The sequence below is a fragment of the Sphingobacterium sp. UBA2610 genome (assembly GCF_002339225.1).
GTDB lineage: Bacteria > Bacteroidota > Bacteroidia > Sphingobacteriales > Sphingobacteriaceae > Sphingobacterium > Sphingobacterium multivorum.
Genome location: NZ_DDKA01000019.1, coordinates 260477 through 284318 on the forward strand (window position 1 = coordinate 260477; position 23842 = coordinate 284318).

Genomic DNA, 23842 nt, shown 5'->3' on the forward strand with positions numbered 1-23842 from the left:
TGTTGGCTGTTTATTTATTTCTTAACGATTTTATTTCTTGCTCTTGAATCGACAATAATCGCTCCAACGAAATAATTGTCTTCTCCTGAGATTTAATTGTGATATTTTGTGACGATATAACCTGTCTTAAGGAGTTGACAACGGCATTAGTAACGCCCTCAATTTCATTTGTCACATAACCCTCCTTTTCTTCTTCCTGAGCAAGAACGGGCTTTAGCATCTCACCTTCGCCTTTTAACAACCATTCGGAAGAATATGCAGGATATTTTTCAACAATACTAACTAACCATTTCGCCTGTACATCTGTATTGTTGGTTAAGGCACGTGTAAATACGCCTCTACTAGCTCCAACGGCAGTTTCAAAGGCTGTCACGCTCAGTCCTTCTCGATCTGCAATAACTTTAATTCTCGTTAAAAAAGAACTCATAATCAATAATTATCAATATAAAATTTGATTAATTGAAAATTAGTGTTTAAATTAGTTTAACTATTGATAATTATAAACACATCATTCACCAAAAACTAACAAATGAAACCAACAGGGCTATAGATCAGTGCACAGATCATTATGAGCCCAAGCAGCAGTTTCATCAACTTTAAAACATATAATCTGATGAAAAATACGCAAAAGAAACTAAAAGCGAAACATTTTCGCTATTTAACCCAAGAACATATCGACGATCCGATGAAATATCTCATTGGGTTCTTTGAAAGCGAAACATCCATACGTGACTGGTTAGCGGACCTAAATACGCTAATTAACGCGGCTTCAAACGCAAAGATGAACCCACCACGTTCCTCTACCGGATATCTCACTAGAAAATTAATTGAACAGGTGGAATTGGCCTATGTTATTTTTAGGAAATGTAAACTAAAAACAATAGAACAACCGCTGAAGTTCAACAAAGGCGTTTCAGACTACTGGAATCAGCTATTAGCAATAGACTCATCGGCAAGCAATATTGATACTGCAGCAGACAGCATTAGCCGTTTTTTTTCTTATGAGTCTTTACAACAATGGTACAACATTCTTGATGATTTATGGATAAGTTTAGGAGACAGAGATAATGGCTTTTTAGGCGACAACGGCCATGAAATTCTTGCTATAAAAGAATTCCTACTGCGCCTAGCTGCTGCTCTCGGAAAGATCTATGAAGATCAAATACTTCCAAACAATGTTATAGAAAATCAAGAAGACATTACAGATGCGCAGCGCCAAACCCAGCAATCTTTGGACGAAACAGAAGACGAAATACTTCATCCAAAAAAACGCATTATATTGCCCGACTGGCTTGCTTCCCAATCTTACTCCGTCTCAGCATTAAAAGATTTCTTTGATAGAGACGATCTAAATGGCTGGCGAGAAGATATCCGATATTGGTACAAAACGGTCATCGACGAAAAAAAATTCTGGTCTGCTGATCATGAAAACAGTAAATTTTCGGGGGCACATCTACTCTTTAACTACGCCTGTCTTTACTCCTTATTAGAAATGTTATCCAATAAATCTGAGGAATCCCCTATTCTTCCAGTCTGTATGGACAATTCATTTTCGATATTGCCCGAATGCCAATCAATTTTGATTAGGCATGCAAAAGAGGAGATTATACTTTATTATGTATCGAATGAAGAATTAGACAATCCTTTGTCAGCACTATTGGCAACAGTTAAAACATACGATCAGCAAGAATGGAATGAAATCTTGTATGAATGGATCAACTATGGCCTCGCCAAAAACCGATATACCGGTGCCTATTCAGACTACAGTACACGAATTTACCAGACTATGATCAAAATATTAGAACTGGCCTATTTAACAGCTTTTTCTGAAGAGATAGAATTCCCCAATCAAGAACAAATAGCTCCAATAGAAACAAAAATATAACCTCCATTTATTCAACCCATATTATGAATACCGATATTAACCCTATTATCGAGGCAATCCTTCGTGCTGTTGCTGTCGATGAAATCTACCAATGGACTTTTGACCACGATGGTAAAAAGTATCAGATGCTACAGGTCAATCTTACCTCAAATGCCGGAATTCGATTTTCCGACGCCAACAGTCTGATAAACAAAACTGTTGGCTCCTATCCCAATGTGTATATCAATGTGAACTTCACGCACGAAATACAACAAAAAGTGGATCAAGGTTTAGGCCGGGCCTATCTTATTTGCCAACCTGAAAACCGCATTTATCAGAATCCTGTGCAAGAGATTCCCCTTGTCTTACCCAATAATAAAAGTGACGAAGTCATCGAAAAAACACGGACATATATCGAAAAGGAAAAGAGCAAGATTCGATCTTTTATTGATGGCTACAATTTCTATTTTGAGCATAAAAATTATGCACACGCAGCATTCATGCTCCATCAAGCTTTGGAGCTTGCATTTCGAACATCCGAAAATATCCTCGTTGTTGAGGATAAGAAGTCCCATTCCTTAAAAAACCATATAAACTATCTCAGAGCTTTCGACGATCGCCTCGGTACACTAGCCGATAATAACGAAAAAAAACAAGCTTTGGAGAAAATTAACAAGGCTTACATCGACTATCGATATCACTTTGATTATTTTATCGATGAAGATGTATTAGAAACAGCCTATCAGATTGCGATCAATACATTAAACTGGATATACGATTATTCCAATCTTCTCTACGAAGAAATAAGGGTAAAACTAACCATTCTTCAAAATAGTAATAACGAAGTTGAAAATTACAAAAATAACAATGATATATACAAAAAAGATTATTGTAACTCCAATTTTCGGGATCTTATTCTTAATGCAATTGAATGTTATTGTACACCTGCTTTGGTTGCTTGTTTTGGTTATGACTCTGATTATCACAGACACCATAATGCGCTCCAAAGAGCCAAAAAGGACCACATCACCCATTCCTACTATATTTTTGTTGCTTATGAGACTTTAAATGGCGAACTCAATAATTTAACACAATTCATTGCGGATATGCTTCCCAACAATGTGTCGCTCACGCTGGCCCTGGAAAACTCAGCCGTTTTCAGCAAACAGTTTTCAAAGGGTCATCCCTTTTTTCTTTCACTCCTGAAAGCAGGTGACATCTGGTTGCAAAATACATCCATGGCCAATATCGATCTGGAAAGCATCGTTGCCCCACAGCTAAATCTAGATTATGTACGTCAACAATGGAAGACGCGCTATAATAATGCGCGCACATTATACTTGCCTTATGAGGAATACTGCTCGGCAATAAGTATAGAGGCCGTATATTTTATGCTATCTCAAGCGCTGGAACAAGTTTGTCTTGGCGTAATCAATACCGTACTTCAATACAAACCGCAACGGGTCAACCTTACTTTCCTCATGCAACTCTGCAAATTGATAGTTCCTGATGCCTACTTCATTTTTTGCTTGGATCATCAAGATCAGCTTAACGCCTTCAAAAACATTACGGAAGCACAGCAGGAATTTAGATATAATGCAAATTATAAAGGAAATCCACTAACAATTATAGAATTGCAAAAACGCACAAAAACGTTTATAGAAAGGTGTAACCAAGAGATGGAAAGCTATTTCGAGAAAATTTCTAGCCAACAGCTGGTCGAACAAGTTGAATAGAAGGCCGATTATGAAGGAATAAACCAATTATAATTATGTCAAATAATTTGCAAATAATCAGGATTATTCAGATTACTACATAAATATTTAACAAAGCGGTCAAGCAAGGGCCCGAATATCTTTAATCTCCAATATATTCTTAACGTTATCTCTTTCCACGGCATGTATCATGGCACGTCCGACTTCATGTAGGGAAAGTACTGCTGAAGGGGCAAAAAATTTGATTATTTTGGCCACAAAAGCAAAGGGATTGGCATGCTTTTGCCCTGCAACAGTCGTCATTGCTCCTGGTCTAAAGTTATACTCCTTTTTGAACGGTAATTTGGCAAGATCATTCTCTGTTTTACCCTTAACCCTAGCCCACATCACTTTGCCTTGCTCCGTACTATCGGTGCTTCCTCCGGAAACATAAATAAAACTGATCTCCGAATTGATTTCCAGCAGGGACTTTGCAAAAGCTAGTGTTGTATCATAAGTAATATAACGGTACTTGTCTTCTTTCATTCCCACAGAACTCACGCCAGCACAGTAAAAGCAGGCATCATAGCCCGCAATCGCATCTCTAAATAGCGAAAGTTTAGTAAAGTCTTTGACCAAAAGTTCCTTTAATTTTGGATGCTGAATGGCAGCAGTCCGGCGGGAAATGCTCAGCAAGGCTGTTACCTTTTCATTTTGTAGACATTCCAGCAAAACGCCTTCGCCAACCATTCCGGTGGCTCCTGTTATAATTACCTTCATATTTCAGCATGGCTCCTCATTGGAACCTTTAGTTAAAAATACATTATTGCCCTGAGGCATTTATAAAATTCTATGACTAAATCCGCCGCAACCGCTCTTCTTCCAAGTCCAGTTGATATAACTGCGAACGAACAATCCCCTCGTCAATGGTCTACTCGCAGTTTAGCTTCTGAAGATACTCCCTTTGTACATCCAAAAGCTCCATAAATATCACTTTCGTTTTTTCATTCATCCACGAATCATCGGCCGCATTCACCTTTTCCTCCCAATGTTTCAAAATGCGGTCCATAACATCACGATTGTGCAGCTCTTTCTCATGTTTATCTTTTAGAAATTGGTAAACATGATGTTTCAACCCTTGCTTCATGCGACTACGGACCTGCTCTTCGGGCTCTTCTCCAAAAGTTTCAAATAGTCTAGTCCTTTTGATTAAGTAGGGTAAAGTAAGCCCTTGTATCAAGAGCGTGGATAAGATCACGACAAAGGTGATGAATAAGATCAGGTTTCGCTGCGGAATATCCACACCATTCATAAAGACAGGAATGGATAATGCTGCTGCCAATGACACCACACCACGCATGCCGGTCCAGCCCAACAAAAGAGGCATTAGAAAACGCTGTTTGGTAGATCTCGATCTTGGCGCCACACCCGGGCGAAAAATAAGGGTAGCAATCATGGCTGCATACGAGCTGATAATACGAGCAAGGATCAATACTCCCGTTACCAAAAGACCGTACCCGATGGCTTCTAACAGCGACGTTCCATTGGACCGCAAACCCGCAACAATCTCCGGAAGATCTAATCCAATAATAAAAAATATGATACCGTTCAGGATAAATACAAAACTCTCCCAGACACTCAGCCCCCGCACCCGGCTCGTACTATTGAGAAATGTCAGCCGCTGACCGGACATCAAAAGGCCACCGGCAACGACAGCCAACACCCCTGAGCTATGAAATTGCTCTGCGATCCAATACATAAAGTAAGGTTCAATCAAGGTAAGTGCAATATCCGAGGGCGCATCTGTCGGTAGACGCTTGTGTGCCTGTATAAAAAACCAACCCAATAACAGGCCAATACCCACACCACCGACCAGCATCCAGATAAAGGATACCGCAGCTTGTCCCCATACAAATTGACCTGTCCCAACAGCAATAAGAGCAAAACGTACAATGATCAAGGAAGAAGCATCATTTAATAGGCTTTCGCCTTCCAGGATCGCAGAAGTAGCTTTGGGAACTTTCACAAATTTCATAATCGCTCCTGTGCTGACAGCATCTGGCGGTGACACAATGCCTCCCAGCAGAAAGCCCAACGCTAGTGTAAACCCCGGTATATAATAATTGGCAACAACCGCGACAGAAAGTGCCGTAAAGAATACAACCAAGAAGGCAAAACTCCCGATAATACGCCACCATTTCTTCATCTCCTTAAACGAAATTGACCAAGAAGCCTCGCAAAGCAAGGGCGGTAGAAAAATGAGAAAGATGACGTCCGGATCAATCGTCACTACGGGCAAAGTGGGAATAAAACTAATGAATAGCCCCGCCAGAACCAAGAGAATGGGATAGGCTACCCGTAGTTTGGTCGCCCACATTTCGATCAATACGATGATCGCAATCATTGCGATAAATAAAGGAAATAAGCTGTGCATACTACTTCATAATCTATAGATCCGGAGATATCCTTTTCGTAGTGTAAAGATCTCAAATGGAAATTACAAAAATCACCGGGCAACCTAATTTTTTTCTGTACCCCTATTTTAACGGCACTCTGTACCTAAACAGCATCCTGTACCCTTCTTAAATTAGCAAAAAGATTTATTCTTATGGCGACAACTGCACATCAACCGTATCTGATCAGACAAGTGGATCTTTCTGATTTAGCGCTTATCAAAGAAATACAAAACAAAAAGCAGGTAGATACAGCACGCATAAGCATGCCTTTCCTGGTGCTCGACCAAGGCAATCAATTAAAAGCCTTTTCGTCTGTAATACTCTGCAGAAAGAATTTACTGTCGGTCGAAATGACCTACGACGGTCCTATTTCGGATACGCTTTCCAACGTATTTATGAACAAAGCGCAATCCTTCTTTGAGCAACAGTTGATGAACCTATTTGGTTCGGAAGAATCGCTCAGAAAAGGAATCCGCCGATATAATAACTGGTTAAATCAAAACAGAAACAGTAAATTAGCATAAGGATGGAACAGCAACTGTTATATAAAAAAATAGCCAATATTGTTGAAAACCAGATCAAAAATGGTTCCTTGGTCTATGGCGATCGTTTACCTTCTGTCCGCAGCGCTCAGAAATTATACAATGTAAGTTTAAATACGGCAAAAAGTGCCTATATGGAACTAGAGAGTCGATCGCTCATTGAATCACGCCCCAAATCAGGCTATTTCGTTAGCCGATCCGGGCTTCGTCGGATGGCTATCCCGTCCATTTCTACCTTCAAAATCGACGAAAAGAAACAAGATCCCGCGGCATTGATCGATAAAGTTTTCCACTCCCTGGAAGACAAGGAAATTACACGCTTTTCACTGGGTTTACCCAGTGCATCATTACTTCCGATTCAGAAACTTAATCGATGCATTATAGAGTCGGTTCATGAGCTGCATGATTACGGTGATCAATATGGACAGGTACAGGGAAGTCCGAGCTTACGGAAAGAAATTGCCAAATGGTCATTGGTACTTGAGGGAAAAATAAGTGACGAGGATCTTATTATCACGTCGGGCGCCATGAATGCCATCTACAGCTGCCTTCGTGCCGTCACTAAACCCGGCGACACCATAGCGGTAGAAAGCCCCCTTTACTTTGGCTTTATTCAGGCTTTTCAACTACTGGGCCTCAAAACCATCGAGATTCCGACCCACCCTATTACGGGAATTGAATTGGATGCCCTGAAAAAAGTTATTCATAAAATTGATGTCTGTTGTTTTGTCACCAACTTTAGCAATCCATTGGGCGCACTCATGCCTGAGGAGCACAAGAAAGAGCTTGTCAAACTGCTCGCACACCACCATATTCCATTGATTGAAGACGACCTATATGGAAACATCTATTTCGGTTCGTCACGGCCCAAACCATGCAAATATTTTGACGAAGAGGGACTGGTGATGTGGTGTGGATCATTTACCAAAGTATTAGCCCCAAGTTTTCGGCTCGGTTGGGTTGAGCCCGGGCAATACAAAGATAAGATCCTAAAACAAAAGCTCATACAAACGATTTCGCAGCCTGCAATTTACCAGGAAGCTGTTTCCAAATTCTTGCAGATCGGCCGGTACGACCATCACCTCAATAGCTTCAGAAAAAAACTGTACAGCAATTATGTCAATTTTAGAAACAGCATTGAGGCCCATTTTCCGGAAAATACCAAAATGTCGCAGCCCGAAGGTGGCTTTGTACTTTGGTTAGAGCTGGACAAAAAGATAGACTCAACGGTGCTCTACGATTATGCGCTTAGGCAAAAGTTGAGTTTTGCTCCGGGAAGGATGTTTACACAGCACGATCAGTTTAAGAACTGTATTCGGCTAAACTATGCTGTGGACTGGAACGAAAAGACAGCACAGGATCTGATGCGCCTCGGCCGATTTTTTAAGGCTGTATTGTAAGAGGAAATTTCCGCGATCATCAGTATGGTATCCTTGGATAAGAATTGCTCTGCGCCATGAGGCATTGTCTACCAGGATCTGACCTTAAAGGTATTTAAGCCGTACCCTATAAACGTTCCAAGGGCACCTTGTGAGCACCCTTGGAATCAAAAAACAAAGTGTATACACTTCGCAGAGAGAAAAGAATCTTTGTTAACGAATCGTCTCAAAGAATTTTTTAGTCTTGTTATAGGCGATTACACCAATTATACCGATCATCAGCCATAAAAAGTCGACGACGAAAATATCCCGCTGTCCATTGCGGAAGGTATCCCAGATCCAGTTACCAGTCATAAAACCATTGGCAAGTGGAATAAAAAATGCCAATATGCTTCCAACCAGCAATGTTTCGCGATTGGTTCTGCGTATGCTTCTCCGGATAATGTAATACAGTGAAAATAGGAGCCAGCTATAGAAATAAACGCGGTATATAAAATCCTGATTGACCTCAGGGCTCAATTTAATAGCAATGAAAGTCAATGCAGTGACAGGTAACATCGTCAAACATATTGCCGTGAAAATATTGGCCGCCCAGAAATTGAATTTTCGTTTTCGTGGAATTACGTTGTTTTTGTCACGCGCTACCAACCAGATCAATATACCCGAGATAATAACAAGACACCCCATAACTCCCAAAATAAAGTACACCATCTTGAGCGGATAGCCTCCATAATCGCCATAATGCAACCGGTATATAATGCTGCGCACCCCATCTGCATAGCTAGCATCGCTAACTGGTGATTTCTCGGCAACAACTTTATTGTCGGCCGCTCGCACAGACAACAGCCCCGATCCAGCAAAGCTTTTGTTAAAATGCGGTTCCAGCTCCATGATAACATGCATATTGGAGTCTGCGTAGTTTTTGATCGTAATACGCTGAAAATCGGCTTCCGGCCATTTGTGTTTTGCCAGATCTAAAAATGGAGCGATATTAATGTCTGCATTTAAAGGTTTGTAGGTATAAGGAAAATTGGTTTCGGCACTAACCCCCATCTCCTGATACATTTTTTGCTGATCACCATCATACAACAACTTGCTCAGCGGCAAAGCGAGTACTGAATTGATGATCAAGAACGTACCTGTTACCGCGAAGATAAATTGAAACGGAAAACCAATGACGCCCAATGCGGTGTGCATATCAGTCCATACCGTTTTCCATTTACTGAAGGGTCTGAACACAAAGAAATTTGAGACGATCTTATCCCAATGCAGCAATAACCCGGTAATAAGGGCAAACAGAAAAATAAAAGCGGTAATACCTGCAATAAGATAACCAAATGGCGCTATGCCTACCCGAATCGGCACCTGATTGAGCTGGGCCAAGAAATGCAAACGAAATAAAAACTCGCCCATATCGTAATTCTGCACATAGTCTCCAGCCTTTTTATTAGCAAAATTATAGGTAAAGTTCTTTGAATCATCATCTCCACCCCTTCTGCGGCTAAACTTTTTTGCAGCTTTTTGTTCAGGCGTGATCTTCGCCAGGTTTTCTTTATTGAGTATACTATCGTTGGATGCACTCAAGCCCAAGTAGGCTGAAGTCCCTTCCCGGTACATATAAAAGGTAATATCGCGTCCATGCAAATTTGTTTGTCCTTTGAGTGAGTCGAGCAAATGATCAACGTTTTTATGATCTTCGCGATAAGTCTTATACGACGTATTATTCTGCCAGGCAGCAATTTCATTCCTAAAAAACGCAAATGATCCCGCAAAAAATATCACATAAAGGATAGCGCAAATAATAATGCCACTAATGGTATGCGTATTGAAATAGATATTATAATTTCGGTTATTCATGGTCAATTACATTTTGAAAAAATAAGGCAGCGAAAAAACTGCCGCCAAGAGTAAGTATAATCCCCATATTTTCCATCCACTCTTAGCAAGAAAGGCCAACAAGAGCAGTACTGCCCATAGGAGATAACCCGTGAAGCAAGCCGTGGCAACAACATCCTTTTTCTCAAAAATATGAGTGACCAAAACGTGGAAAGAGATCATGACGACATAACCACCGATAAATCCGGCTGTAATTTTCAGGAATCGCTGAAAGGGCGTACTGAGGTATTTTTTATTAGCAGGCATATTTAATCGATTAAGAAATCAATAATTCAACACAAAGGCTAAATACATACAATCCCATAATTGGGTATAATTTGAAATAGCGATAAGGATTTAATAGGACCACAAGACACATCATGCACATGAAATAGGCAAAAAAAGCAAAAAAACCTGCTCCAAAACCTTGCAGATAAAGAACAGCTCCAAATGGAAAGATCAATAGCAGCATGCTCAATGTGCGCACAAACTTCGTTTGTGCGCACAATTTTTCAAGCCATTGTGGTCTAGGGCCAAACTTCACCTTTTTGCTCGTGTTGTAAAAAAGATAGGCTCCCATGAGTATAACGATTAACAGTGTACTATACATCGATTCTATAATTTATCTGGATCGGTCCGTTAAAATTTATAGGTCACTCCCATACGGAAGTTACGTCTAGCTTCGACGATATAGGAATAATAATCCACACCACCGAGCTTCTGAACGGCCGCACTTGCTTTGGAGATCGATCCAGCAGTCAGCAATTTGCGGTTGTCCAACACATTATTGATTACGACCGAAATGGCATACTTCCCTTTTTGATAGCTGATGCCTGCATCGGTACGCAGATAATTCTTGAAATTACTTTCTTTTGTTGTCCCAACTGCACGGTCAAACATTCCCTGAACACTTCCCATAAAGCCAAGTCCACGCACTTTCCCATCCTGAATACGATAGGATACAAATGCATTGGCTGTATGTTTGGCCGTATTCGGAGTGATATTACCTATATTTTCTTCTTTGGTATCTTTGGAGATCTTCGAATCTGTCAAGGCATAATTTGCATTCACATTCAGCCCCTTAATAATTTCACCGGTGACATCAAATTCGATACCCTTGCTTCTGGTTTCTCCCAATTGGGTCTGGAATGACACACCATTAACGACGTGACTCGGATCGGGGTCAGCTACCAGCGCATTTTTACGGGCAATAGTGTAGGCACTTAACGTGGAGATCCATTTTCCACCCATCCACTCTTTCTTAACACCTGCTTCTAAATCATTTCCGCGTATTGGTTTGAAAGCATTACCTTCCCAGTCGGTACCAGCGACAGGAACAAAAGATTGATCAAACAAGCCATATACACTCATGGATTTATCGATCGAATAGCTCAACCCTACCCTCGGCGTAAATGCTTTATCGGTTCTGTCAGCTACAGACGTTTTTCCTATGGTCTCATTAATTGTATAGCGTAAGCCAAGCGATAAACGCAATTTCTCTTCCAGGAACGCCAATTCATCGTGCGCGTAGAATGACATATAGTTTGTTGAAGTCACGTAGTTGCTACCGCCCGCACGGACCTTTACACTCTGCGAACGATCCAGCGCAGGGAATACACTGCCTGGAATACCGTATTTAGGATCATAGACGTTGAGCGGCGCTGAAGGAATCGAATCCAAAATCGTTCTGAAATCGCCCCAAAACTTCTTATTACCATAATCCGCACCGATTAAAATCCGATGACGAACGCTTCCAGTATATTCCTCTCCATTTAAGGAAACCTGACCAAAACTATTTTCACCATGTTCGTCGGCAATACTGTAATAACGTGGCATATCGCCATTGGCTTTCATGTAATTCAGCCATGTACTGGTGGCTTTCATATCAAAATTGAAATAGGCCATCTGTGCATGCAATTTCCAGTTTTCGTTTAGTTTGCGATCCAGGTAAATATAGGCACTATGGTCTTTTAGCTTTCCGGGCTCCATGGAGGGATCACCATAGAAGAAGTCATTGGCAATACCCGGATCGGCAAATCCTTTGGGTGAGAACGTATAATTACCATTTGATAGGTAGGTAGACCCTTGGTAGGTGTATTCAAATGTTAAGTTCGTCAAAGAATCTACTTTATAGGTAACCACTGGCGCTATAACAAGCCGGTTACTGTAATTATATTTTGTAAAAAAATCTTTTTGTTGTCCGGCCACATTCAGACGGTAAAGCAGTTTGCCATCTTTGCGCAATTTACCATCCAAGTCAACGGCAGCGCGATAGGTACTGAAGCTCCCTGTATTCAGGGTAACAGACCCCTTGGTATTACCGGTAGGTTTTTTTGTTACCACATTATAAAAGCCGCCAGGTTCGCCATTGGCAAGCATAAAACCGGCTGGTCCTTTTACAAATTCGATCCGTTCGATCATACTTGCATCTTCGGCTGTAGGCCCCCAAGAAGCTTCAATGTTCATCCCATTACGGAATGCAGGGATCTTAGAGCCACGCATACGGATATTGGCATATTGGTTGTCCCAATGGCCCTGACGTGTTGCGCCACTAACATTACGCGTAATACCATCAACAATGTCGAAAACCTGTTGATCTGCCATTAAATCGGAAGAAATAACCTGTATATTTTGAGGCAGCTCTAGGATTGGTGTTTTAAGGCGTAACGATCCGGAGATACTGTCAAACTTATAATGCTCATAGTATTTACCATAAACCGCAACTTCGTCAATAGCTTGCGATTGGTCCTTTAAGATAATGGGACCAAGGTTTGCCGTCTCATCTGTTACGTTCACTTCCATCGTATGCTTACCGTAACCGATCGCTTTAATCTCGATATGGTAGGTTTTGGATGAAAGCTTATGAAAAGCGAAATGCCCCTCACTAACTGTGCTGGTGGTAACACCTGTATTAGTTAATTTTACTGTCGCTCCTGTGATAGGTTCGGATTTTTCATTGATAAGAATTCCTTCAATGACTTTGTTCGTCTGTGCTTGTGCAACAGAAAAGACCGAACTAATCATAGGAATAGCCAAAAAGGATAAAGTTTTATTCATGAATGTAGTATGGTAGATGTTTTATTATAGTAGATTTTTCTTAGATATTTTTTTTGTAAGGACCCATTGGTGTTGCCATCGTTTCAGATTAGACCCTTATGCTGTCTGCGCTGTAGCTGCGGTTATTTGACAGTAATGAAAGTCGTACTTCCCTGCCATGTCGAAGCATAGGCTTTCCCTTCATGTTCACCTGCAGTTTCAGCAAACGTACTTGCTTCCAAGACGTATGGACCAGCCCATATTGCGTCAAATGTCAGGATGCCATGCTCGTCCGCAACAAACTCTTTTCCCCAACCGGTAGTCGAAAAAACAGAAACTTTGGCCTGTGGAACAGCTTTGCCGAAGCTGGTGATCTTTGCTTGTATACGTTGCCCCTTTTTTGCGTTAGCCGCACCAAGCAATTCAATTTGCAATGGGCTTTTTACATTTTTATAATCGAGTGTTGCAGACTTTCCTACGATAACAGGCACTAAGGAAGAAAATTCATATTTCGTTTTACCGCCTAGATCTTTAGGTGCTTTAACAATGGATAGGAAATAGGTTCCGGCTGCTGTAGGTTGGAATGAACCGCTAAAGTGATCGCCTTGATTCGTCAATTGAAGCTTGACGGGTTCCTGTCCCGGGGCATGCAACATTAATGAGAAGTCCTTCACGTCGGAGTACCATTTGTCGACCTGATCTCTTTCATTCGTTGCAAACTCGCCGTAATATACCTTGACTTCATGGGATTGGTTTAACGTTCCATAAGAAGATGATTCAATCCAAAGGGCATGGGCATGACTAGAGTGACTACACAGTAATACCGTAAGAAATGTGAAAAATGAAATTAAAATTTTCATAATATGTTGATTGATGTTTAGTTTTCTTCAACTTATTATGGGAGAATTTGCAGGTTTTGCATATGCTTAACAACGAATAAAATAATAAAATTCGTTATCTTGCAAGTTCTTCCATATCGTATATCGGGAGTAACTGACACAGCGTGCTGTTTCAGTCATCTACATGCAGTTGCCGCTGTATGTAGATTAACGCCATGTGATAGATTGCCGTCTATTACATGGTGTTTTTTGTTTCTTGTTGTCCAAATAAGTATAAAAGATATTATTTAGACTGATTAAAAACAAAGCAAATATAACAGGAAATCTTTTTAAAACAACTAATTTTTTCATTTTACAGTATTCTTACGCTTTAACTGAAGAAATACAGCGAACAAAAAGAGCGTTGTTAGTTAGGAAGAGAGTGCGGAAAGGATTGAAAAATATGCCACATGGTTTTCCAGCACAAGTTTCAGGTCGAATAATTCTGTTTCCTGGTAACGTGTCGCGACATGTAGCTGGATACGTTCGCAATGTGGTTCGAAAGTTTGCTGTACCAGATCGACGGTATTATTTTCGCCGGAGAGGTGAGTGAGGATAAGATGTTTAAGACGGTCGGTTTTATAGGCGTTAAACAGTTCGACGGCAACACGATTTGACAAGTGTCCCCAACCACTGCTGATCCGATTTTTCAGAAAATAGGAATAGCGTCCTGTACGCAACATCTCCTCGTCATAATTTGATTCCAGGAGCAAAACATCCGAATGTTGAATAACATGCTGCACATTTTCGCAAGGTCGTCCAATATCTGTCAGGACACCGATATTGTATGTTCCATCTGAGACAAGAAAGCTGCATGGTTCTTTGGCATCGTGATATTTGGGAATACCGTACACCTTAAGTCCTCCAATTTCAACAACCTCATCAGGAGAAATGATATGGACCAAATGGGATGGAAGATGCAAACGGGTGCCATCGTAACTTCCCTTGGTAATATAAACCGGTAAATTATATTTTTTGGCAAATACAGATAGGCCCCTAATATGATCAGAATGTTCATGGGTAATGAAAATTGCTTTGATCTGAGTCGGTAAAATACCCAGGTTGTACATCCGCAGGTGTATATGCTTGCTGTTGATTCCAGCATCTATCAAGATAGCAGAATCATCTTTAGCGACATAATAACAGTTCCCATTACTTCCGGAGGCGATTGCACAATATTTCATTCGTTTATGCTCTTTATAAGAATAGATCTATTTTACAGCGTCAAAGATACGAAAAACGAGAAAACTTCGGCAGTCATTAACATTCCGGCAAACTCAATGGAATATTGACGGCCAATCCACCATCTGCTGTTTCCTTATATTTGGCATTCATATCCAAAGCAGTCTCCCACATAGTTTTAACCACTGTATCCAAACTTACTTTTGCTTTATCCGGATTCGATTGCAGTGCCAATTGTGCCGCAGTAATGGCTTTAATGGCTCCCATTGTGTTGCGTTCGATGCAAGGAATTTGTACCAGTCCACCGATTGGATCGCATGTCAATCCGAGGTGATGTTCCATGGCAATCTCGGCTGCCATCAGCACCTGGCGCTGTGATCCGCCGAGTACTTCTGTCAGCGCGCCGGCTGCCATCGCTGATGAAACGCCAATCTCGGCCTGACAACCGCCCATTGCGGCTGAAATGGTTGCATTTTTCTTAAATATCGATCCGATCTCGGATGCGGTAAGAATAAATTGGATAATTTTATTTTCAAGCATTCCGTCGTGGAAAGTAATGTAATATTGCAACACCGCTGGGATAACGCCTGAGGCCCCATTGGTAGGAGCTGTAACCACACGTCCGAAAGAGGCGTTCTCCTCATTTACGGCAAGTGCAAAACAACTTACCCAATCCAGAATATATTGAAAGTTTTGGCCGCCCTCGCGAATGGCCGCTACCCAGGACTCATAATCTTGATAACTTCGTCCCTGCATTAACTTCTTGTTTAGCTTGGCTGCTCTACGTTCGACATTTAAGCCCCCAGGTAATGTCCCGCCAGTATGACAGCCGCGGTAGATACATTCATGTATTGTTTTATAAATATTCAAAACGCCTGCCACGGTTTCACTTTCTTCACGCCATGCACATTCATTTTCAAGGACCAGCTCCGAGATTTTCAGACCCGTTTTCATCGTCCAATGCAAGAGTTCCTGTGCAGTATCGACAGGAAACGGAAGGTCCACTTCAGACAAAACACCTTCAGTATCATTTTCCTGCACCACAAAACCGCCACCTATCGAATAATAGGTTTCAGTAATTGCCTTACCATTGGATAGGAATGCCTGAAAGGTCACTGCGTTGGGGTGAAAAGGTAAACTTTCCGCGTATAGAAACAAGAGGTCTTCCGGATAGGAAAAAGGAATCGTCCGTTCGCCAGCGACTTCCAGTTCGCCGACTGTCTTAATATGCTCGACTTTGGGCATCACGCTATTGACATCAAAGGTAACCGGATCATCTCCACTTAGTCCCAGGAGCACAGCAATATCGGTACCATGTCCAGCACCGGTTTTGGCCAAAGAACCATACAGCAGGATTTTGACTTGTTCGACTTCATGCAAGACACCTTTTGACCTAAGAACAGCTGTAAATTGCTGGGCTGCACGCCAAGGTCCCAAGGTATGCGAACTCGAGGGCCCTATACCAATCTTAAACATGTCAAAAACGGATATTTGTTCTTTGCTCATAATCTTTTTTATTGTGATTAGCCGATCAAGCCATTGCTTTTGTGAAAACCGCATCTAAATTAGCACAAATAAAGTACAATGTTACTTGTATTTGCATTATTATCAATTTGAAAACCAAGCTCAGGTTCTTTTAACAAGTATCCAACAAACATCTTACATTTTTTAGGGAAAAAGTAAGAAATGCTTCCCTATCTTTGTTGGCTATAATTTATAGAATGACGGGAAAAACATATTTATATTCTTTTTTTACCATTGTTATCTGTTTATTTTCGATTAGAACGTATTCCCAGCAACTACCTAAGCGGGAGTTTCGTGGCGTGTGGGTTGCAACCATAGGTAATATTGACTGGCCATCTGTCAAAGCGGGCAATAATGTCGCACAGCAAAAACAGGAGTTTATTGATTTATTGGACCAGCACCGCAGCGCGGGACTGAATGCCATTATTTTGCAGGTACGTCCAGCTGCCGACGCATTTTACGCGAAGGGCAGAGAACCATGGAGTAGATATCTAACCGGGAAACAGGGATTACCACCTTCGCCATTTTATGACCCCTTGGAGTTTGCCATCACCGAGGCCCACAAGAGAGGAATGGAACTCCATGCCTGGTTCAATCCGTATCGTGCTTCCACAACATTAAATCCGGCTCATTTTTCGGATGAGCATATTACCAAGCGTCACCCGGAATGGTTCTTCACCTATGCTGGCAAGAAGCTTTTCAACCCCGGTATTCCGGAAGTTCGCAAATATATTATTGATGTCATCATGGATGTGGTCAAAAACTACGATGTAGATGGCATTCATTTCGATGATTATTTTTACCCCTATCCCGATAGCAGAAATACACCGGTACCGGATCAGATTACCTTTGGTCAATATAATAATGGGATCGAGAAAATTGACGACTGGCGACGCAACAATGTCAACGTACTGGTGCACGATCTTGGTGTTGCCATCAAAAAGATAAAACCATATGTCAAATATGGCATTAGTCCTTGTGGGGTATGGGACAACAAAGAAAATAACAGTGCCGGATCAGATACCCGTGGTCTGAGCGCTTACCGGGAACTGTATGCTGACGGTGTCAAATGGATGCAGGAAGGTTGGATCGATTATATCAATCCACAGATCTACTTTCCATTCAAAAATCGCGCAGCAGCCTATGAGATCTTGGTTGACTGGTGGCAGAAACACACCTATGGCCGTCACTTTTATGTCGGGCATGGAGCTTATCGTGTTACCGAAAATAAAATCGGCTGGACAGACCGTAGTCAGATCCCCAGACAGGTACGCCACTTAAGGGAGGAGCACGATGTGGAGGGAAGTATTTATTTCAGTTCCAAGTCACTCACGGACAATCTTGTTGGACTGCAGGATTCCATGCGAAATGACCTGTACCGTACACCGGCTTTACCCCCTACAATGCCTTGGTTAGATAGTATCCCACCCAATGCCCCCTTCGGTCTTCTGGTGAAAAATTCGGCCAATGGTAAAATGAATACCTTATTTTGGCAAAAACCCGATGTGGCCAATGATGGGGAGTCGGCTTATGGCTATGTGATCTATCGCTTCAACCTCGATGAAAAAGTAAACATTAAAGACCCTGGAAAAATCATTTTTATCACCTTTGATGGGGATAAGCTTCAATATACCGATGACGATATCAAACAGCATCAAAAGTATAAATATGTCGTGACGGCGATTGACCGTATGAAAAATGAAAGTAAGCCATCCGATAGCAGGTCCGCCCATGAAGAGATTTAAGTGCTGCTAAAAAAAATACCCCTTCCGAAATGGCTTTGCAATTGCAGGAGGGCCATTTTTGGAAGAGGTACCGTGTTGGTGTGATTTTATAATGCTTTATTTCCCCTGTCCGTATTTAAATTTTTTGTTTATCGTAACAGGGAGTTTTCCTTTCGGCGTATTTTGCCCTAAAATAGTTTTCACTGCCGCTTTCTGCATGAAAGCATCATTTTGATAGGCCAGCAAAATTGTTTTTGCTTTTTTGGATGCTTCAAATCCATCCACAGCATAGGCATTGGTAAATAAAGTCAGGATTGATTTTTTTGCAAATTTCTTCATCAGGCCCTGAACATCTTTATTTAATACCATGGTCGGACGTGGACGAAGTCTCGTATCGTGTACGGCAATAATAAATTGTTTGTTCTTCTTGATTTCTTTGGTAAGACGTTTGATATCATCTTTACTTGTGCTATCCGTGATGAAATATTGTGTTTCATTTGTGAGTGCACTAGCCAATTCATTTTGGAAGGTCTGATTGGCTGTAATACCAATGTTGATAATAGCCGTAGGTAAATCCTTTTTGAAGGATTTTAATTTTTCTATCGAGTTCAAAGCGGTGATCGCTGCATCGGACAGTTCGTCAATGAGTTGAACAGCTGAAGCACGATGTAAATCATGGTATAGATTCTGTTGTACAGTTGCCTGATATTTATCTAAACCAAGCCAGAGCTTAGCGGCAAGCACTCGTTTTACCCGCGCATCAATATCGGCCTGCGCGATACGTCCTTCTTCAATAGCTTTTACAATCAAATCGATCGCACGCTTGCTATTCTCCGACACTTCAAGTAAATCATGCCCTGCGATAATCGCCTGTACGTCGGCTTCTCCATTTGGAAAAAACTTCTTTACACCTTTCATGTCCATTGCATCAGTAACTGTTAGTCCTTTAAAGCCAAGTTCATTACGCAAAAGATCGGTTACAACCTTTTTAGAGATGGAAGATGGCATATTAGGCGTGTCATCTAAACTCGGAATATTCATGTGGGCCACCATAACAGCAGGTGCACCGGCTTTAATAAGCTCTTTGAACGGATACAACTCCAGGGTATCCAAACGTTTTTTGTCGAAAGGTAGTTGCGGCAGATCATAATGAGAATCCACATCTGTATCGCCATGCCCTGGGAAGTGTTTAATGGAAGCCAGGATACCACCATCCACCATACCGTCCATATACGCTTTAGCTTTCTGGGTTACATTATATTTATTATCACCGAAGGAGCGGATACCGATAACGGGATTTTTAGGGTTATTGTTGATATCCACATCAGGGGCAAAATTGAAATGCATACCTATACGTTGGAAGTCTAAAGCAACCTCACGTCCCATGCGATAAATCAGCTGATTATCCTGAACGGCCCCTAAAGTCATCTGATAAGGGAACGACAAAGTAGAATCTGGCATACGCATGCCTAATCCCCACTCGCCATCAAATGTCACCATCAATGGGACCTTGGACAGGGATTGATACCGATTGAACATATCAACATGGCGGACAGGACCGCCCTGAAAAACAACGAGACCGCCCAAATGTTGGTCCTGTATAACCTGAGCTACGGAGTCAATATATTTCTGTCCTAAATTGGTGTGTGCCCTAACCAAAAATAACTGTGCAACTTTTTCTTTTGGCGTCAACGTATTGAATACCGCATCGACCCATGCATGCTGGGAGTTGATGTATTTCACAAAATCTTTTTTGTCCTGAGCTTTCAAAAAAGAAATTGTGCCGACTAATGCCAATATTCCCAGACCGAGTTTTTTGAACATAAATTAGTTTGTATAATGTATTTAAAATAGAAATACTAAGGACGTTATTATTTTGGACAATATGAAATTGTTTTTGCAACAATTTCATATAAACACGCATAAAACAGCAATTCGTAAGGTGCAGAGCTGAAATATACCGCATGTCAATTGGTGGGAGCAATACTAACACTTTATATATAGAAAAATAACAGCGCCGGAATACAACTGCCATCCAACGATTACAATTCAATTATCGGTTTGATAAGCACGAAAGAACTTTATCAAGGAATAGATGTTTAGAAAAGACTATAATTCAGCTTTTTAAGCTAAATCAGGTTATATTTTTTCTCTAGAAACAGCGTCAACTCCATCACATTTTCCAATTCACCTATCGCTTCCTTTTTCCACAGCTTGTCGATAATCAACAAGAGAAATTGTGTTTCGAGATCTGGATTTTCATAGTTCAGATCTTCAAAAGCACGATGGATAATGGGCTGCACAGGCTTCATAAACTGCTCGTGCTGTTGTTTGGAAAAGGGGTGATGAGACAAACGCTCCTGCAATTTCCAAAATAAGGGTTCCGCGGTAACCAATTTATTGGGTAGATTGATCATTGTGCGCAGAAATTCCTTTGGTTCACGATAGGTCATCATTCCGCGGTGGTGCGTAAGAACCTTACGATAACCTGATTTAATCAAATAAACCAACAGTGCGTCTTTATTCCCAAAATGTTTAAAGATTAATGCTTCGGAAACTCCTGCATTTTGGGCAATCGTTTTGGTAGAGGTATTCGTATAGCCTTGATCTGAAAAAAGCAACAAGGCTTCTTTCATAATACGCTCTTTTCTACTCAAAACACTTTCTTTCATCTTTTATTTTTTTAATCTATATCCGCATATCACTCGATCGTTATACGGACTTGTTCAGTTGATTTTATAATTCTACTGCAAATATATCTAATCTTTCCATTCACTTGGGGTTATTGTAACTAAAATGATAATAATTCGTAACAAATAGTGCCATATTTTTGGGAAATAAAATTATATAACCGTCAACAACACATTAAAACACATTTGCACCTCGACCGATGAAGATCAAACTTTGGACCATTTTGTTCTTTTCTATCTGCTTATCGCTATTGGGGAAAAACGGGCAAGCCCAACAGTATATTACGGGCAAGCTGCTTGACAATACGACTTCGCAGCCTATCAGAGGTGCAAGCATCACCATTATAGCGGTAAAAGATTCCAGTAAAGTCCAGGTTCCGACAGACATTTTGGGCAGATTCAGCAGCAGTACACTTCCCAACGGAGATTATTTGGTCAGTACACAGCCGATGGGATACAGCATGGATCTTCGGCGTGTAAAACTAATCGGGCAAACAATCGATTTAATGTTTAAACTCACTAATGCCGAGATTGTACTGGATGAAATTAACATTTCTTCGAGCAGTATACAGGTTAAAGGAGATACGCTGGAGTTTGACACCAAGAAATATATCACGCAGGATTTTGCAGATGCTGACGAATTGGTCAAACAGATTCCTGGTGTTGAAATTGATGAAGATGGCAATGTAAAAGCGCAGGGCGAGCCTGTCAATAAGATTATTATTGATGGTCGGGAGTTTTTTAGCACCGATCCTAAGATTGCCCTAAAAAACCTTCCGGCCGATGTTATCGCCAAGATCCAAATTATCGATGACAAAACCGAGCAGGCCAAGTTTAGTGGTTTTGACGATGGAAAACGCATGAAAGTGATCAATATTGTCACCAAGCCTGATAAAAGAAAATCCTATTTTGGCAAGCTCTCCGGAGGTGCGGGTCCCGACCGAAAATATGCCGTCAATACACAGGTAACCAAAATGAACCCCAAACGGCAATATTCAATTGACATCAATACCAACAATGTTAATCAGCCCAATGGTTTTGCGACCCGCGGAAACACCAGAGGACGTACCGGACAAGGGGTGACGACGCGCTTTAACGCCGGTTTCAACTACTTGGATCGCTTTTTCGATGACCGCATGGACTTCAATGCGAATTATACCTACAACTATACGGACAATAACATCGTCAGCCAAAATAAAACAGAATATACGGCAGGTAACCGGGCCAACCAAATCAACAATCAAGATCAATTAAACAGTACTTACGACAACAATCATGCTTTCTCTATCCGCGCAAACTGGAAGATAGATTCGATTCAGAAACTGGACTTTCAGCCTAATTTCTCCTATCAAAGTAACGATAGGAATACAAGTTCCACAGGCAATACCTTGTTAAATCTAGCAGAAATGCTGAATAGTTCCGACCGCAGGAATAAGAGCTTTGGAGAAAACTTCAACTGGAGCGGAGACCTCACTTACATGCGGAGACTCAACAAACCTGGGCGCACGATCAGTTTTAATTTCAATGGCTCATTTAACAGCAACAAGAGTCATGCGGAAAATTTTGCACTAAACTCTTATTATAAAGAGGGCTTATTCAGCCGGGTCGACACCGTCAACAATAGGAACTATACCATGGGTGACAATAACGGCTTTCGCTCAAAGATAGCCTATACCGAGATGCTCGGTAAGTATTCCCGGTTGCAAGGGAATTATACTTTTCGGAATACGGCACGCTATTCGGACCGCAGGACCTATGAATTTCTAGCCGAAACAGGCCAGCTAGGGGAATTAAAAAATCGTCTTTCCAATGAATTCCGGAATGATTTTGTTTACCATAGTGGTGGGGTTTCCTACTTATTTAACAAAAAGGATAGCATAAGATTTCAGATTGGTTTAGATTATCAGACGGCTTCACAGGTCAATGATAAATTGTTTCCGAATATACTGACCACAAAAAGCCGCTTCAATAGCCTACTACCTAACCTCAACTTCCAATATAATTTCAATAAGGATACTCGGGTCGAGTTTCGGTATAATGCAAAGACAAATACCCCTTCCATCGAGCAATTGCAAGATTTTATAGACAATCAAAATCCACTACGCATTAGCTCGGGAAATCCGGATCTTAAGCAAGAATATGACCATAACCTTGTGGTACAATTTAGATCGATCAATAAAGGCTCGGGCAGAAGTTTCACCTCTGACATTACAGCAGATTTTATTGAACATAAAATCTCCAATACCATTTTCACCACAGATTCAGCATTTACGATCGCAGCGGATGTTATACTCGGGCCTGGTGGGCAATACATCAGGCCCGAAAATTTCAATGGGGTCTATAATCTCAAATGGCAAAATAGCCTTGGATACCGCCTTGAACCATGGAAACTTAACTTCAACCTAAACAATAACCTCTATTTCAACCAGAATTACACCTTATTGAATCTCGAAAAGGTCAATGCGCAAACGTACGGCCTGAGTCAACGGGTCGGTGTAAACACGGCATTCAGTAAGGATGTCATTATCGGACTGGATTACAATGGAAACATCGCCTTCTCCAAGAACTCAGCCAGCGAAAAATCGAATTATTCGGTCTATAAACATACCATTGGTAATTCCATTGCATTGACTTTATTAAAAACTTGGACGCTCAATTCAACGTTCAACTACCTTTACAATGGCAGCATCCTGAATTCACCAAGTACGACAAGTTTGTTGTGGAATGTCTCTATCGGCAAGAAATTGTTCAAACGTAGGAATGCCGAGATCAATCTCACGGTATTTGATCTATTTAATGACAATAAAAACATCAATCAGCAGGTCAATGATCTTTGGGTACGTGTATCCCAATCAAATGCAATAACACGCTACGCCATATTAAGTTTTACCTACCATATTCGGGGACTCGGCAGAAAAGGAGAAATGAAAACCCGTCGTTAATATGCACCATTGCCAATCCACGTGGAACACTCCGATCAATCAATCAATCAATCAAT

At 41.2% G+C, this 23842-nt stretch carries 18 protein-coding genes; 6 read left to right on the plus strand and 12 right to left on the minus strand.

The features are described 5' to 3' along the window. Positions 1–10: 10 nt before the first annotated feature. A complete protein-coding gene (locus B4Z47_RS13785) occupies positions 11–427 on the minus strand; it encodes a hypothetical protein (RefSeq protein WP_070561335.1) in 417 nt (138 codons plus the stop codon). A gap of 186 nt (positions 428–613) precedes the next feature. Between B4Z47_RS13785 and B4Z47_RS13790 the strand changes: the two genes are divergently transcribed. Together B4Z47_RS13790 and B4Z47_RS13795 are read left to right on the plus strand one after the other, a co-directional pair. Then, positions 614–1885 carry a hypothetical protein gene (locus tag B4Z47_RS13790; RefSeq protein WP_286727417.1) on the plus strand — a complete coding sequence of 424 codons (1272 nt, stop codon included), beginning with the start codon at positions 614–616 and terminating at the stop codon, positions 1883–1885. A 23-nt stretch (positions 1886–1908) separates the two neighbouring features. After that, complete coding sequence (locus B4Z47_RS13795) at positions 1909–3600, plus strand: HEPN domain-containing protein (RefSeq protein ID WP_286727418.1); 1692 nt, start codon at positions 1909–1911, stop codon at positions 3598–3600. Between the two features lie 99 nt (positions 3601–3699). Here B4Z47_RS13795 and B4Z47_RS13800 read toward each other — a convergent pair whose 3' ends face one another. Together B4Z47_RS13800 and B4Z47_RS13805 are read right to left on the minus strand one after the other, a co-directional pair. Further along, positions 3700–4338 (minus strand): NAD-dependent epimerase/dehydratase family protein, encoded by a 639-nt coding sequence (locus B4Z47_RS13800; protein ID WP_286727419.1) that lies wholly within the window; start codon positions 4336–4338, stop codon positions 3700–3702. Positions 4339–4489: 151 nt separating this feature from the next. After that, positions 4490–5992: a Na+/H+ antiporter gene (locus tag B4Z47_RS13805; RefSeq protein ID WP_239468774.1), complete on the minus strand. Its 1503-nt coding sequence runs from the start codon at positions 5990–5992 to the stop codon at positions 4490–4492. A 174-nt stretch (positions 5993–6166) separates the two neighbouring features. On the opposite strand from B4Z47_RS13805, the gene B4Z47_RS13810 reads away from it, so the two are divergent. Next, the gene (locus B4Z47_RS13810) at positions 6167–6538 is read left to right on the plus strand and encodes a hypothetical protein (protein ID WP_112375059.1); all 372 of its coding nucleotides are present in this window, start codon (positions 6167–6169) and stop codon (positions 6536–6538) included. 2 nt (positions 6539–6540) lie between these two features. Beyond that, complete coding sequence (locus tag B4Z47_RS13815; protein WP_201640018.1) at positions 6541–7956, plus strand: PLP-dependent aminotransferase family protein; 1416 nt, start codon at positions 6541–6543, stop codon at positions 7954–7956. A gap of 192 nt (positions 7957–8148) precedes the next feature. Here B4Z47_RS13815 and B4Z47_RS13820 read toward each other — a convergent pair whose 3' ends face one another. From B4Z47_RS13820 to B4Z47_RS13850, 7 genes are all read right to left on the minus strand, one after another. Continuing rightward, on the minus strand, positions 8149–9792 hold the full coding sequence (locus tag B4Z47_RS13820; RefSeq protein ID WP_286727420.1) for a PepSY-associated TM helix domain-containing protein: 1644 nt from the start codon (positions 9790–9792) through the stop codon (positions 8149–8151). A 6-nt stretch (positions 9793–9798) separates the two neighbouring features. Beyond that, positions 9799–10077 (minus strand): hypothetical protein, encoded by a 279-nt coding sequence (locus tag B4Z47_RS13825; protein WP_070561349.1) that lies wholly within the window; start codon positions 10075–10077, stop codon positions 9799–9801. Positions 10078–10087: 10 nt separating this feature from the next. Then, positions 10088–10420: a hypothetical protein gene (locus B4Z47_RS13830; protein ID WP_070561351.1), complete on the minus strand. Its 333-nt coding sequence runs from the start codon at positions 10418–10420 to the stop codon at positions 10088–10090. A gap of 29 nt (positions 10421–10449) precedes the next feature. After that, positions 10450–12867 (minus strand): TonB-dependent siderophore receptor, encoded by a 2418-nt coding sequence (locus B4Z47_RS13835; protein ID WP_286727421.1) that lies wholly within the window; start codon positions 12865–12867, stop codon positions 10450–10452. Positions 12868–12989: 122 nt separating this feature from the next. Then, on the minus strand, positions 12990–13706 hold the full coding sequence (locus B4Z47_RS13840; protein ID WP_115046414.1) for a DUF4198 domain-containing protein: 717 nt from the start codon (positions 13704–13706) through the stop codon (positions 12990–12992). Between the two features lie 389 nt (positions 13707–14095). Next, a complete protein-coding gene (locus tag B4Z47_RS13845) occupies positions 14096–14908 on the minus strand; it encodes an MBL fold metallo-hydrolase (protein WP_286727422.1) in 813 nt (270 codons plus the stop codon). 76 nt (positions 14909–14984) lie between these two features. Next, positions 14985–16412, minus strand: coding sequence for an L-serine ammonia-lyase (locus tag B4Z47_RS13850; RefSeq protein ID WP_070561512.1), 1428 nt, complete (start codon positions 16410–16412; stop codon positions 14985–14987). A gap of 215 nt (positions 16413–16627) precedes the next feature. On the opposite strand from B4Z47_RS13850, the gene B4Z47_RS13855 reads away from it, so the two are divergent. Further along, the gene (locus B4Z47_RS13855; protein ID WP_070561357.1) at positions 16628–18175 is read left to right on the plus strand and encodes a glycoside hydrolase family 10 protein; all 1548 of its coding nucleotides are present in this window, start codon (positions 16628–16630) and stop codon (positions 18173–18175) included. Between the two features lie 96 nt (positions 18176–18271). Here B4Z47_RS13855 and B4Z47_RS13860 read toward each other — a convergent pair whose 3' ends face one another. Further along, positions 18272–19978 carry a glycoside hydrolase family 3 protein gene (locus B4Z47_RS13860; RefSeq protein WP_201640014.1) on the minus strand — a complete coding sequence of 569 codons (1707 nt, stop codon included), beginning with the start codon at positions 19976–19978 and terminating at the stop codon, positions 18272–18274. Between the two features lie 305 nt (positions 19979–20283). After that, complete coding sequence (locus B4Z47_RS13865) at positions 20284–20826, minus strand: TetR/AcrR family transcriptional regulator (protein ID WP_070561361.1); 543 nt, start codon at positions 20824–20826, stop codon at positions 20284–20286. A 218-nt stretch (positions 20827–21044) separates the two neighbouring features. Here B4Z47_RS13865 and B4Z47_RS13870 point away from each other — a divergent pair, with 218 nt between their 5' ends. Continuing rightward, positions 21045–23786, plus strand: coding sequence for an outer membrane beta-barrel protein (locus tag B4Z47_RS13870; RefSeq protein ID WP_112375065.1), 2742 nt, complete (start codon positions 21045–21047; stop codon positions 23784–23786). The last annotated feature ends 56 nt before the right edge of the window (positions 23787–23842 follow it).